The sequence below is a fragment of the Streptomyces sp. Rer75 genome, assembly GCF_013414305.1.
GTDB classification, from domain to species: domain Bacteria; phylum Actinomycetota; class Actinomycetes; order Streptomycetales; family Streptomycetaceae; genus Streptomyces; species Streptomyces himastatinicus.
In genome coordinates this window covers 1,746,128-1,758,701 of the sequence record NZ_CP058693.1, presented here as the reverse complement: position 1 = coordinate 1,758,701, position 12,574 = coordinate 1,746,128, and the positions used below count along the sequence as shown (strand labels likewise).

General features: G+C 73.3%; 12 protein-coding genes and 3 pseudogenes. 6 read left to right on the top strand and 9 right to left on the bottom strand.

Annotated elements, in window-relative coordinates; all coding sequences use genetic code 11:
• Positions 1 to 43 precede the first annotated feature (43 nt).
• Positions 44 to 928 (bottom strand): LysR family transcriptional regulator, encoded by an 885-nt coding sequence (locus HYQ63_RS06860; protein ID WP_179933025.1) that lies wholly within the window; start codon positions 926 to 928, stop codon positions 44 to 46.
• Between the two features lie 160 nt (positions 929 to 1,088).
• Here HYQ63_RS06860 and HYQ63_RS06855 point away from each other — a divergent pair, with 160 nt between their 5' ends.
• Positions 1,089 to 1,493: a VOC family protein gene (locus tag HYQ63_RS06855; RefSeq protein WP_179933024.1), complete on the top strand. Its 405-nt coding sequence runs from the start codon at positions 1,089 to 1,091 to the stop codon at positions 1,491 to 1,493.
• Here HYQ63_RS06855 and HYQ63_RS06850 read toward each other — a convergent pair.
• Positions 1,485 to 2,840, bottom strand: coding sequence for a phosphatase PAP2 family protein (locus HYQ63_RS06850; RefSeq protein ID WP_179933023.1), 1,356 nt, complete (start codon positions 2,838 to 2,840; stop codon positions 1,485 to 1,487). The genes HYQ63_RS06855 and HYQ63_RS06850 overlap by 9 nt on opposite strands.
• On the opposite strand from HYQ63_RS06850, the gene HYQ63_RS06845 reads away from it, so the two are divergent.
• The 3 genes and pseudogenes from HYQ63_RS06845 to HYQ63_RS45900 all read left to right on the top strand — a co-directional run.
• On the top strand, positions 2,770 to 2,928 hold the full coding sequence (locus HYQ63_RS06845; RefSeq protein WP_179931894.1) for a hypothetical protein: 159 nt from the start codon (positions 2,770 to 2,772) through the stop codon (positions 2,926 to 2,928). The two genes, HYQ63_RS06850 and HYQ63_RS06845, sit on opposite strands and share 71 nt — an antisense overlap.
• Before the next feature lie 563 nt (positions 2,929 to 3,491).
• Positions 3,492 to 3,845 (top strand): annotated as a pseudogene (locus HYQ63_RS45905) (FAD-dependent monooxygenase); the annotation flags it as partial.
• A 47-nt stretch (positions 3,846 to 3,892) separates the two neighbouring features.
• Positions 3,893 to 3,997, top strand: a pseudogene (locus HYQ63_RS45900) (FAD-dependent monooxygenase); the annotation flags it as partial.
• 132 nt (positions 3,998 to 4,129) lie between these two features.
• Here HYQ63_RS45900 and HYQ63_RS06835 read toward each other — a convergent pair.
• The 6 genes and pseudogenes from HYQ63_RS06835 to HYQ63_RS06810 form a co-directional block, all read right to left on the bottom strand.
• Positions 4,130 to 5,623: a pentapeptide repeat-containing protein gene (locus tag HYQ63_RS06835; RefSeq protein ID WP_179933022.1), complete on the bottom strand. Its 1,494-nt coding sequence runs from the start codon at positions 5,621 to 5,623 to the stop codon at positions 4,130 to 4,132.
• A gap of 130 nt (positions 5,624 to 5,753) precedes the next feature.
• Positions 5,754 to 7,205 carry an FAD-binding oxidoreductase gene (locus tag HYQ63_RS06830; protein WP_179933021.1) on the bottom strand — a complete coding sequence of 484 codons (1,452 nt, stop codon included), beginning with the start codon at positions 7,203 to 7,205 and terminating at the stop codon, positions 5,754 to 5,756.
• Positions 7,206 to 7,380: 175 nt separating this feature from the next.
• Positions 7,381 to 8,433: pseudogene (locus HYQ63_RS06825) on the bottom strand (LLM class flavin-dependent oxidoreductase); the annotation flags it as partial.
• Between the two features lie 131 nt (positions 8,434 to 8,564).
• Positions 8,565 to 9,416, bottom strand: a complete 852-nt coding sequence (locus HYQ63_RS06820; RefSeq protein WP_179933020.1) for a sulfurtransferase — start codon at positions 9,414 to 9,416, stop codon at positions 8,565 to 8,567.
• Complete coding sequence (locus HYQ63_RS06815; protein WP_179933019.1) at positions 9,413 to 10,147, bottom strand: alpha/beta hydrolase; 735 nt, start codon at positions 10,145 to 10,147, stop codon at positions 9,413 to 9,415. The genes HYQ63_RS06820 and HYQ63_RS06815 overlap by 4 nt, the downstream gene beginning before the upstream one ends.
• A gap of 202 nt (positions 10,148 to 10,349) precedes the next feature.
• On the bottom strand, positions 10,350 to 10,511 hold the full coding sequence (locus HYQ63_RS06810; RefSeq protein WP_179933018.1) for a hypothetical protein: 162 nt from the start codon (positions 10,509 to 10,511) through the stop codon (positions 10,350 to 10,352).
• A 96-nt stretch (positions 10,512 to 10,607) separates the two neighbouring features.
• Between HYQ63_RS06810 and HYQ63_RS06805 the strand changes: the two genes are divergently transcribed.
• Positions 10,608 to 11,501 carry a LysR family transcriptional regulator gene (locus HYQ63_RS06805; RefSeq protein ID WP_179933017.1) on the top strand — a complete coding sequence of 298 codons (894 nt, stop codon included), beginning with the start codon at positions 10,608 to 10,610 and terminating at the stop codon, positions 11,499 to 11,501.
• Positions 11,502 to 11,522: 21 nt separating this feature from the next.
• On the opposite strand, the gene HYQ63_RS06800 is transcribed toward HYQ63_RS06805, so the two are convergent.
• On the bottom strand, positions 11,523 to 11,933 hold the full coding sequence (locus HYQ63_RS06800; protein ID WP_179933016.1) for a DUF4395 domain-containing protein: 411 nt from the start codon (positions 11,931 to 11,933) through the stop codon (positions 11,523 to 11,525).
• A 211-nt stretch (positions 11,934 to 12,144) separates the two neighbouring features.
• Between HYQ63_RS06800 and HYQ63_RS06795 the strand changes: the two genes are divergently transcribed.
• Complete coding sequence (locus tag HYQ63_RS06795; protein WP_179933015.1) at positions 12,145 to 12,570, top strand: thioredoxin family protein; 426 nt, start codon at positions 12,145 to 12,147, stop codon at positions 12,568 to 12,570.
• Positions 12,571 to 12,574 lie beyond the last annotated feature (4 nt).

The window sequence follows — 12,574 nt, the reverse complement described above, 5'->3', positions numbered from 1 at the left end:
AGCCGGGGTCGGGGCTCAGCCCGGAGGAGCCGGGGTGGGGGCTTCAGCCCCCATCCCGCTCACTGACGCCCAGCAGGGCGAGGAAGGCGGAGGCGGCGGGGGAGGGGGCGAACCGGCTCCAGGCGAGGCGCTCCACCCGTACCGGCCCGTTGATGACCGGCACGCTCCGCAGGCCGGGCAGGTCGGCGGCGAACGCCGCGGGCAACAGGGCGATGCCCAGGCCATGGCGGACCATCCGGGCCATGAGTTCGACGCCGGACACCTCGAAGGCGACCTCGCGCCGCAGACCGGCCGCCGCGAACGCCTCGTCCGACTGGGCGCGGGCGGCGCTGCCGTCGGCGAAGTCCACGAACACTTCCTCGGCGAGGCGGTGGAGGTCCACCTCGTCTTCCACCGCCAGCGGGTGGCCCGGGGCGACCACGGCGACGTGCCGCCCCTGGGCGAGTTCCCGGTCGCGGACGCCCTGCGGCCGGAATCCGGGCTGTACGCCGAGGAACGCCGCGTCCAGCCTGCCGTCGCGCACCTGCTCGACGAGCCGCTCGCTGGAGTCGACCCGCAGGCTGATCCGCACCCGGGGGTAGCGCAGACGGTAGTCCCGCAGCGCCGCCGGGAGGTCGACGGCGGACACGGTGGAGATCGATCCGACGGCCAGCTTGCCCCGTATCTCGCCGGTGGCCGCCGCCACCTCCGCCCGGGCCCGCTCGGCCGCCTCCAGGGCCTGGCGGGCGGCTGGCAGGAACGCCTCTCCGGCGGTCGTCAGCCGCACCCGGCGGCTGGTCCGCTCGAACAGCCGGGCGCCCAGTTCCTTTTCCAGCCGGGCCACTTGGTGGCTGAGCGCGGACTGGACGATGTGGCACCGCTCGGCGGCGCGGGTGAAGCTCGCGGTCTCCGCCACCGCGAGGACGTAGCGCATCTGCTGGAGGTCCATCGATCCATCGTGAAACACGATGGATCGGATGACAAACATGTGTTGGACCGATGGATCTTCGCTCGGCGATGCTGAAGTCGACGGCGGGGCACGGCAGCCGAAGCGCCCCGTCGTACGCAACCCACCGGCGCCCCGGCGCCCCGACCCCGCGGAGACACCCATGCGCGTGATCGCCTTCGACCACCTCGTCCTGAACGTCGCCGACGTCGAGCGTTCGCTCGCCTTCTACACCGGCCCGCTGGGGCTGGAACCGGTGCGGGCGGAGGAGTGGCGCGCGGGCGAGGTCTCCTTCCCGTCCGTGAGGGTGAGCCCCACTACCATCATCGACCTCGTCGAGGCGCCCGACGCGACGCCCGACGGGCGGCCGGAGGGATCCAACGTCGACCACATCTGTCTGGTCGTCGAGCCGCTCGACTGGCAGCAGGTCATCGATTCCGGCGTCTTCACGGTGCTGGACGGCCCCGGCGAGCGCTTCGGAGCCCGGGGCACCGCGGTCTCCCTCTATGTGCGGGACCCGGACGGCAACACCGTGGAACTGCGCTGGTACCCGCAGGACTCACGCTAGTTCGGGCTGCGGTTCCGGCTGCGGCACCGGTGGCACCTTCGGCTCCCACAGCTGGGTGGTCCGTACGTATCCCTGGATCACCGCGGCCATCGCCAGAATGAGCAGTGGCCCGAACACCCACGGATGCCTGGCCATCTCCATCGGCAGATAGCGATACGACACCAGGAGCGCGGCGAAGACCGTTGTGCCGTAGGCGACCAGCTGGATTCCCGACCGGTCCCAGCCGCGTGCGGACGAACGCAGCGCCGCCTCGATCGTGAGCGCGAACACCACACCGGCAATGAGGTCAACGCCGTAGTGGTAGCCGAATCCCAGGGTGGCGCCGAGCGTGGCAACGAGCCAGAAGGTGCCCGCGAATCGCAGAATCCGTGGGCCCTTGCGGGAATGTATGAAGATCGCGGTGGCCCACGCCGTGTGCAGGCTGGGCATGCAGTTGCGGGGGGTGAGGTCGTCGTACAGCACCGGGTGCGGGGAGTTGATCGGCACCGGAGTGTTCGGCCACAGGGTGGCTATCGCCCAGTGCTCGCCGCCGGTGCCGAAGGCGCCGCCGCCGTAGGCGAAGATCGGTCCGACCACCGGGAAGATCATGTAGATGGCCGGCCCGAGGAGGCCTATGGCCAGAAAGGTGCGCACCAGGTGGTGGCTCGGGAAGCGGCGCTCGGTCGCCACGTTGCGCATCTGGTACATCGTGACGATGACCGCGGCCACCGGGAGCTGAATGTAGACGTAGTCGAGAAGATGGGTCCCGATCGGACCGGTGGCCTTGAGGATCCGGCCCGCCAGCCACGAGGGGTTGCCCAGTGCGTGGTCGGCGACCGCCAGGTACTGGTCGAGCACCGCCGGGCGGGTCTTCGCCGTGATGAGCAGCCAGGTGTCGCCGGTCTTGCGCCCGGCCACCAGCAGCAGGCCCAGCCCGACGCCCTTCAGCAGCAAGGCACGCTCCCGGCCGGTGCGGCGCGTGAGGGCGATGACCGCATAGCCCAGCATCACCCACAGCGCGCCGTTGCCGAAGGGGTGGCCCTCGGTCACCTTCGCGCCGACCGCCCACCGCACCAGGAAGAAGACGATGTCGATGCCGATCGCGGCACCGGTCGCGATGAACCGTTCCCGCCAGGTGAGCACCACCATCATCAACGCCATACCGGCGTACAGCAGGAATCCCGATTTGGGGGCGATTATCACCTCTTGCACCTGGCTGGTGAGCGGCCCCGGCAGACCGTAGCGACGTGCGGTGATCTCCAGCCCGATGAGGAATCCGAGGGTCGCCACACCCGCCGTGGCCCACAGGATCGCCCGTGGCCGACGCCACGCGGCGAACGCGTTTTTGCTGTTTATTCGCGAAAACACCCGCGATGCTTTAGGTATCAATTATTCGGCCGATTTGTTCGATGTTGGTTTCCTCTTCGCGCCAGTGGCATGGTTTGGCGGGCGATGAGGGTGCTCGTCGTGAGTTCGATCATGTTATCGGAGCGGTGCGGGTGTGTATTCGCTCTATCGTTCGGCGTTTTGCAAATCCGCTGCCGATCGCATCATCGACGATCACCTTGTGGTCATCACTGACGCTCCACGTTCGCAGACGGTTCCGATCGCGCCGAAAGAAATAATGTGCCAAGCGCGTGCGCGCGGTTTCAGCGGGTGGAGGAGGCCGTGACCGGCGGAGGGGCGAGGCGGCTCGTACGGTGCGCGGCGGAGAGAGCGGGAGGGGCGGAAGCGGTGCCCCACGGGGGCCGACGCGCACTCAGGTGACGGTGCCGGGCACCGTGAGCGCGTCGGACCGCGGTGCCAGCGGCGACGGTGCCCGTCACGCGCTGCTACCCCCAACACACCGCTGAGCGGCCGTTCCGCGGCTCTCTCCGCCGCGAGACCTCAACGTCCCACGGCGGCGGCATCCGGACCATGGGCCTTGGCGCCATCCTGACGCCGTGCCCCGGGGGATTGACGCGCTCCTGACGGGCCCGTGGTGCCGGGCTCCCGGGGTAGCAGCGCCAAGACGTCGACGTGACCGTGGTCGGAGCCGGGCCGGTGGGCCTCGTGCTCGCCGCGGAGCTGGCGCTCGCCGGGGCGACGGTGCAGGTGCTGGAGCGACGGGCCGAGCCGGACGGGGCGATGAAGGCGGGGGCGATCAACGTGCCGACGCCCCGGGGCGCACCGGGTGGCTGGGCGGGTGCGACGGCGGACGCAGCACCGTACGCCGCCTCGCGGGCATCGACTTCCCCGGCACCGACCCCGCCCGGGCGGGTGGTCACCGTGGAGTTCGACGGTGCTCCCGCCGACCTCCCCCACGCTCGGCCTCGCTCGCGCGGGGGGGGACCCCTTCGGCACCGACGTCACGCTGACCGCGCTGCGCGGCGCCGCGACCCGCTGGACCGACAACGCCCGCCAGGCCGCGGTCGGGGCGGGTGCTGCTGGCCGGAGACGCCGCGCACGTGCACTCGCCGTTCGGCGGTCAGGGGCTCAACCTCGGAGTCGGCGACGCGATGAACCTCGGCTGGAAGCTCGGTGCCGTGGTCGCCGGGTGGGCGCCCGACGGGCTGCTCGACACCTACGAGGCCGAGCGCCGCCGACCCTGCCGCCGTCACCGGCCTCGAAGCTGCCCTGCACCGATGGGCCGGTGCGCCGTCGTCCTGACCGCAGGCTCACGGACTGCTGCTGTTGTCGATGATCCGCGGGCGAAGCCGGCGCTGGGCCTTCGTGCGTTTCGTCGCCTTGACCGCGTGGACCTCCCCGTTCCCGGAGCCGTGCGCCGCGGGGCCCGTCTCGATGGCGTTGCGCCGGAAGGCCAGTACCTCGTCGCCTTCCGCGCCGCGTTTGCCGCGGGCCGCCCCGCGGGTGAAGGTGACGGAGACGGTGGTGACGTTCCATCGGGTTCCCCGCGTCGCGACGGTGGCGATGCGGCCGGTGACCCGGGGATCGTCGGCGATTTCGGACGGCAGCCGCGTGGCCGCGGTGGGGCAGGCCGCCGCCACCTGCTCCGCCGTGATGAGTCCGGCCTCCCGCAGGTCCGCGCCGTCGAGCCAGGTATCGGTGAGGACGGCGCCGTACAGGGTGGCGCCGGTCAGATCCGCGTCGAGGCAGGCGCGGGTCAGGTCCGCTTCCACGAGGCGGGCTTCGCTGAGGTTCGCACGCTGGATCTGGGCGTCGGTGAGGTTCGCGGCGTCGAGCTGTGCCCCGGTGAGGTCGGTGCGGTCCATCTGGGCGCGGGTGAGGTCGGCCTCGTCGAGCCGGGCACCGGTGAGGTTCGCGGCGTTGAGCCAGGCGCCGGTGAGGTCGGCCCGCTCGAGTGTGGCGTACGAGAGGTCCGCGCGGTCGAGCTGCGCATAGGTGAGGTCGGCGCCGTCCAGCTCGGCGCGGGTGAGGTCGGCGCCCTGGAGGCAGGTGGCGGTCAGTTTCGCTCCTGCCAGCCGGGCGCCGGTGAGGTCCGTATCGACGAGCCGCGCGCCCGCGAGGTCCGCGCCGTCCAACTCCGCGTACGACAAGTCGAGTTCGCTCAGGTCGATCGTGTGGTGGGGGAGGGCGCGGCGGCGGGACGCCGGACGGGTCAGCGCCGTCAGGGCGGCCTGTACGTCGGCGTCGGGCGCCCCGTGCAGCCTCGCGCGGGCGAGGGATCGGGGCGCCTTCTCGTTGAGGGCGCTGCGCAGCGCGGCGGCGCCCCGCGCGTCGTGGGCGCCCCGCGTCGTGGGGCGCCGGGCGCGCGGGGCGCGGTCGCGGACGTAGGCGCCCAGGACATGGGCGGCGTGGGTGGCCTGCTCGGGCCAGTCCCGCACGAACTCCTCCAGCACGAGGATCCCGCCGAGGCGCACATGCAGATCCGGCGACCCGAGCCGTTCGAGGGCCTTGGTGAAACGGTCGGTGACCTGGCCGCGGCGGGAGAGGCGGTAGGTGAATCCGGTGAGGACGAGCGCCGTGCCCGCACCGAGGAACGCCGCCGTCTGGACGACGGCCAGCCGGAACTGTCCGAGGGCCGCCGACCGGGCGGCACCGTCCATCCGCGGCCAGTCCGGGCCCCAGGCCCACTGCGCCACCCACTGGCCCACGGGGGTGAACACCAGCGTCAGCGCCCCGCCCACCACCAACCCACCGGCCGCCGCGGTCCACGCCGCACCCGGCGGCCACTGTCGAAAGGCTCGCATGCCCCTACTGTGGCGGTGACCGCGGAGAACCGTGGGCCTGATGGTGCGGTTCAGAGCTTTTCCAGAGCTACCGGCCCGCCGTTCGTACGACGACGCGGCGCCAAGCCGGTGGGCCCGGCTCCGGGGAACGTCAGAGCGCCTTGCCCGGGTTGAGGATGCCGTGCGGGTCGAAGGCCGCCTTGATGCGGCGCTGAAGCCGGTGCTGGTCCGGTCCGAGCTCATCGGCGAGCCATCGTCGTTTGAGGGTGCCCACGCCGTGTTCGCCGGTGAGCGTGCCGCCGAGGCGGAGGGCGGCGCCGAAGATGTCGCCCGCGGCCTGCCAGGCGGCGTCCGGGATGCCGGGGAGGGCCGGGTCGAGGACGAGAATGGGGTGGAGGTTGCCGTCGGCGGCATGGGCGAAGGTGAAGATCCGCACCCCGTGGCGGTCGGCCGCGGCGTCGATCTCGCGTACGGCGGCGGCCAGTCGGCTCCGGGGTACGGCGATGTCTTCGATCAGGACCCGGCCCAGCCGCTCCAGCGAGGGCAGGGCGAGTCGCCGCGCGGCGAGCAGCCGATCCGCCTCGGCCGGGTCCCCGGTGACCTCGACCGACGTCGCGTGTCCGCGCAAGCACCGTACGGCCGCGTCGGCTTCGGCGGCCGCGCCCCGCCCATCGCACTGGAGGAGCAGCAGGGCGCCCCCGCGCGACCGCAGGGCCGTGCCCTGGGCGTCGTCCACGGCGGCCAGGACCGGGCCGTCGAGCAGCTCGGCCATGGCGGGCTCGACACGGGCGGCGGTGAGCGCGGAGACGGCCTCGGCTCCTTCAGCGAACGTGGCGAAGTGGGCGGCGACCGTGACGGTCTCCTCCGGGACCGGGCGCAGCCGCAGGGTGGCGGAGGTGATCACCCCGAGGGTGCCTTCGGAGCCGGTGAGCAGGCCGGTCAGGTCGTAGCCGGTGACGCCCTTGACCGTGCGCCGTCCGGTCCGTACGAGCGTCCCGTCCGCGAGCACCGCGTCGAGGCCCAGCAGCGCGTCCCTGGTGACCCCGTACTTGGCGCAGCGGAGTCCGCCCGCGTTGGTCGCGATGTTCCCGCCGACGGTCGAGATCGCCGCGCTCGCCGGGTCGGGGGCGTAGCGCAGCCCGAACTCGCCCGCCGCGCGGTCCAGTTCGGCGGTGATGACCCCCGGCTCGACGATGGCGATCTGTTCCTCGGGGCTCAGCTCCAGGATGCGGTTCATGTGTGACAGGTCGAGGACGACGCTGCCCGCGCCCGCGCTCGCCCCTCCGGACAGCCCTGTTCCCGCCCCGCGCGGCACGACCGGTATCCGCAGGTCGTGGGCGTGCCGCAGAGCCGTCTGCACGTGCTCGGTGTGCGTGGCGTGGACGACCGCGAGCGGCACGCCGTCCGGCTGGCTGCCGGAGCGGTCGGTGGCGTACGGGCCGGTGGCCTCGGGACCGGTGCCGAGCGCATCGTCGGGCAGGTCGCGGCGCAGGGCCGTCAGCAGCGCGGCGGCACCTGTGTCGGCGGTATCCGTATCGGCGGCGTGCGCGGGCGCGGAGCCCGTGCGCTCGGCCGTATCCGGATCGGACAGCGGGACGGTCATGTCGGCCTCTCACTTCGTGTGCCGAGCGCGGCCGCGCCGATGGCGAGCAGCGCCGTGTCTTCCTGCGGGGCGTGTACCGGGGCGCACTGGACGTCTCGGAAATGGCGCTCCAGGGGGTTGTCGCGGGACAGCCTCGGATTCGCCACAGGCGCTCAGCGCACCGGGGAGAAGGGGGTCAGGCGGCCGACGTGGCGGCGCGGTGCGCCAGCTCCTGACGGACCAGCGGCAGGACGTGACGTCCGTAGTCGATGGCGTCGTTGAGCGGGTCGTAGCCGCGGATGGACAGCAGCTCGCAGCCGATGTCGACGTAGTCGAGCAGTGCCTTGGCGACCGTCTCCGGGGAGCCGACCAGGGCCGTGGACGCACCGGCGGCGTTGGTGGCCGCGGCGGGCGCGGTCCACAGGCAGCGGTCGTGCACCTCGCCGCGTTCGGCGACGGCCAGGAGCCGCTGCGATCCGACGTTGGACGGGGTGCCCTGGCCGACCGCCGGGTAGTGCCGCTGCTTGGCCCGCTCGGCGTGGTGGGCCTTGACCGCGCCCAGGGTGCGGTGGGCCTTCTCCCAGGCCAGCTCGTCGGTGGGGGCGATGATCGGCCGGAAGGACACCCAGATGCGCGGCCGGGGACGGCCCGCGGCGTCCGTGTAGGCGTTCACCGAGGCGATCTGCTCGGCGGTCTCCTTCAACGGTTCGCCCCACAGCCCGAAGATGTCGCCCTGCTGCCCGCCCACCCGGTACGCATCCCTCGACGAGCCGCCCACCGAGATGGGGATGGTGCCGTGGTACGGGGCGACATCGGAGCGGAAGCCCTCGAAGCGGTAGTACGGGCCCTCATGGGAGATCGGCCCGTCGGCCTCCCACACCCTGCGCAGGATCCGGATGTACTCGTCCGAGCGGGCGTACCGCTCGCTCTTGCCCAGATAGTCGCCCTCGCGGTGCTGCTCCTCGTCGTTGCCGCCGGAGATGATGTGCACCACCAGCCGGCCGACGCTGATCTGGTCCAGCGTGGCCAGTGCGCGGGCCGCGTGGGTGGGGAACACCACCCCGGGGCGGTGGGCGAGCACCGGTTTGATGCGCTCGGTGTGATGGGCGACGAACTGGGCCAGCTGGAGCGCGTCCGGCGAGGCCGAGTGGTAGGTGACCAGGGTGTAGTCGAAGCCGGAGTCGTCCAGGGCGCGGGCGTAGCGGCGGGCGTCCGCGCCACGGGGGACTTGGCGGGCGGCGTCGGGTCCTTCGCCGCACCGGGGGGTGGTGGTGCGGAGGTGCGCGGGGGCGGTGCGGCCCCGGACACGGAGGAGTGCGGGGAGGGCATGGTGCGGCCTCTCGGTCGGGAAGGGTTCACAGGAGGTGTGCGGGCGGCGGATCAGCCCGCCGCCGCACCCACGGCCGCGGGGCGCGCGGTGTCGGCGGACCAGGCGGACCAGGAGCCGGGGTAGAGCGCGGCCGTGATGCCGACGCGGGCCAGGGCCGCGACCGTGTGGGCGGCGGTGACGCCGGAGCCGCAGTAGACACCGACGTCTGACGTGCCGTCGGCGCCCAGCGCGGTGAAGCGCCGCGCCAGCTCCTCCACGCTGTGGAACGTGCCGTCCGGCGCCAGGTTGTCGCCCGTCGGGGCGGACCGGGCGCCGGGAATGTGCCCGGCGCGCGGATCGACCGGTTCGGTTTCGCCCCGGTACCGCTCGGCCGCCCGCGCGTCCAGCAGGACGCCCGTACGGGCCACTTCGGCCGCCGCGTCGGCGTCCAGCACCGGCAGGTGCCCCGCGGCGACGACGATGTCCCCCTCGGCCGGTGGGGCGGGCTCGCCCGTTTCGACCGGCAGTCCGGCCGCGCGCCACGCGGCCAGCGCCCCGTCCAGCAGCGACACCCGTTCGACCCCGGCCCACCGCAGCAGCCACCAGGCGCGGGCGGCGGCGGTGTTGCCGTTGTCGTCGTACACCACCACCGGCCGACCGGGGGCAAGCCCCCAGCGGCGCGCGGCCCGCTGCAACGCGGCGGGGTCCGGCAGCGGATGGCGGCCGCTCTCCGGGGCGGGAGGAGCGGCGAGTTCGGTGTCCAGGTCGACGTAGACCGCGCCGGGGAGGTGTCCGGCGAGGTAGTGCTCATGGCCGTGCGGATCGCCGAGCCGCCACCGTACGTCCAGGACGACGGGCGCCTGATCGCCGTGGAGCAGCCGGGAGTACAGCTCGGCCGGAGTGGTGAGGACGGGCGCGGTCATCCGAGGTCCTCCGTGACGGCGATGGGTGCAGGACCGGAATCCAGCCGCAGCCGCTCCAGGAAGAGGACCACCGTGGCGGCGGCGGTGCGGTGGGTCACGTCGTTGAGGACGTCGTGCCGCGTGCCGACCAGGCTCACCAGCTCCGCGCCGGGCAGGCCGCGGAACACGCGGCGGACCGCATCGAGGGGGCTGACGGCGTCCTCGGCGCCGTGCAGCCCGAGCACCGGAACGGAAATGCCGTCCAGCACCGGCGACTCCGGCGCCGTGGGGGCCGTGAGCGCGCCGCGCCGGAACGCCTCGTCGGCGGTCAGCCTGCCCCGGTGCGTGGGGCAGGCGGTGCGCCGCTCCAGCTCGTCTTCCCAGTCCGCAGTGGCCGTTTCGGTGGGGTGCGGCCCGGTCGGCAGTCCGGCGAGGATCAGTGCGTCCGGCCCGGGGGTGCCGAGGGCGGCGAGCCGCGCCGCGTGGGACGCCCCGGTGTCGGAGCCGACCAGTACGCGGGGGCCCGGGTGCGTCTCGTCGCGCAACAGCTTGGCGGCCGCCTCGGTGATGGCCTCCGGGGCGGACGAGGCATCCCCCAGGGCACGGACGCGATAGCCGTCGGCGGAGATCCGGCGGCCGAACCGCTCGTACACACCGCCGTGTTCACCCCGCCCGGGGAGGAGCACGAGCGTGCCACGCGGGGCGATTCCCGCTGGTTCGTCCCAGGAGTGGACAGGCTGAGCAGAGGACATGAGAACTCGATTCATCGACGGCGACGCCCGCCCGCACGAGCGGGGCGGAGCAGCCGCGCGGCGCGGATGCGCGGACGGGACAGGGTGAGACGAAGGCAGGAAGCCGTTGCCGACGCGGAAGCGAGGAGACGAACAGGCGACGGCTGACGGGCACGAAGACCGGCGGCGGGAACCGGCGGCGAGGGCCGGGGAGAGCTGTTGGTCAGCGACAGCGCATGGCGCCGGTGCGGCCGAAGTCGACCACGCGCCGCCGGGTCAGCCAGGCGCACCTGGCGCGGCACACCGCCGGTCCGGCGGCCGAAGGCCCGGATCCGGTGCGGTGCGTGTGCGGCCGGCGGGCCGCCACGAGCGGTGTGCGGGGCATGACCTCAGGATGCACGAGCCCGGAGTCGACCGTCCAACGATGATTCGCCATCAAAATCGATCGTGATAAGCGATCGATCGGTGCTAGCCTGCGCACATGCGGCCGGTACTGGACATCGTGGCATTGCGCAGCCTCATCGCCGTCGCCGACTTCGGAGGCTTCCACCGCGCCGCCGACGCGCTCGCCCTCAGCCAATCCACCGTCAGCCAGCACATTCGACGGCTGGAGAAGTCCCTCGGCCGCCCCGTCGTCGAACGCGACGGCAGGAAGACCCGGTTCACCGCCCACGGCGCCCGACTGCTGGAAGAAGCCCAGCAGATCATCGGCGCACACGACGCCGCCCTCCGCCGGCTCATGGGCGAGGACCGGCCCGACGAGGCACCCGTCGTCATCGGCGCCACCGAGCACGGCGCCGACCAGATCCTTCCCGTACTCACCGCAGCCGTACGCGACACCCGGCCCGGCGCCGAGATCCGCGTGCGCATCGACCGCTCGGCGCAGCTGACGGACGCCGTCGCACGCGGCGAACTCGACCTCGCCGTCTACGTCACCGAGGCGGCACAGGCCCCGGGCACCCCGGTGGGCGAACTGCCCCTGCGCTGGTACGCCGCCCCCGGCTGGGAACCACCCGCCGCCCCCGCCCCCTTGCCCCTGGTCGCCATCAGCGACCCGTGCGTGATCCGCCGCCGCGCCCTGGCCGCGCTCGCCTCCCGGCACACCCCCGCCACCGTGGTCGCCGAGGCCGGATACCTCGCCGGAGTCCTGGACGCGGCCCGCGCCGGACTCGGCGCCGCCCTGCTCGCCATCCCCGGCAGCCCGTACCCCGACGGCCTCGCGCCACGCCACGACCTCCCGGCCGTCCCCCCGGTCCGCCTCAGCGCCCGGGCCCGCAGCGGCTGCGACCCCGCCATGACCCGGGCCACCATCGAGGCGGTACGTGCCCTGCTCACCTCCCGCGAGGCGGACCGCGAGGCGGACACCGCGGTGTGAGCGACGAGTTGACGCGTGTGCTCAGGCGCTTCGGACGCGGCGGATGAGTACGTACATCTCGCATCCGAGGCAGTAGCCGAAGACCGCGTTGAGAAAGGCCGCCGCCAGGGCGAGCCCGGTCGCGGCCATGCCCAGCCAGTGGGCGCCTCCGAGGTAGCCGACGGTGCCGACGACGCCGAAGACGGCGCCGACGCCCTGGGCGAAGCGGGGCGGCCGGGCGTCCTCCAGCTCACCCGGCGCGGCGAGCCTGGGCCGGAGGGCGACGCGGTACAGCCAGCCGTACGGGGAGTACCGCACACCGGCGAACGCACCGAGCGCGAAGACCGCGGTTTGCGCGGCGAGCAGGGCTCCGCTGCCGGTGATCAGTACTGCGCACAGGACGAGGGTGGTGAGCGCGGCGGCGAACCGGGGGCCGCGCGGGTCGATGTGCATGAGGGGAACTCCGGAGAGGGGAGGGCTGTGATCGGGCCGGTGCGGGTGTCAGCGACAGCCGGTGGTCGTGGCCCGGCAGAGGTCGACCACACGGCGGGTGGTCAGCCACAGCAGGCAGGGGGAGTCCATGACCGTCATGGTAGTGGCGCGGCGTACCGAGCGGCGATGGCCAGGTGGCGTGGAAGGGGCCGGGCGGGTGCAGACTGGTCGCATGATCGGGTTGGTGGTGTGTGCCGCGGTGCTCCTTCTGGCGAGCGCCTTCGGCGTGGTGCGTGCCGCGCGCGGCGGGAGGTTCCGGGCGCGGCCGCGGGACGGCGCGGTGCGCCTGTCGGCGGCGGAACTCGGGGCCGAGCTGGGGGACCGGGCGACACTGGTCCAGTTCTCCACCGCCGTCTGCGCACCCTGTCGGCCGACGCGGCGGTTGCTCGGGGACATCGCCGGGACGGTGCCGGGCACGGCACATGTGGAGATCGACGCGGAGGAGCGGCTGGAGCTGGTCAGGCGGCTGGGCATCCTCCGGACGCCGACCGTGCTGGTGCTCGACCCGGCTGGTCAGGTCGTGAGCAGGGCGTCCGGGCAGCCCCGGCGCGCGGAGGTGCTGACAGCAATCGACAGGGCGTCCGGGGCCTCCTCGTGATCGG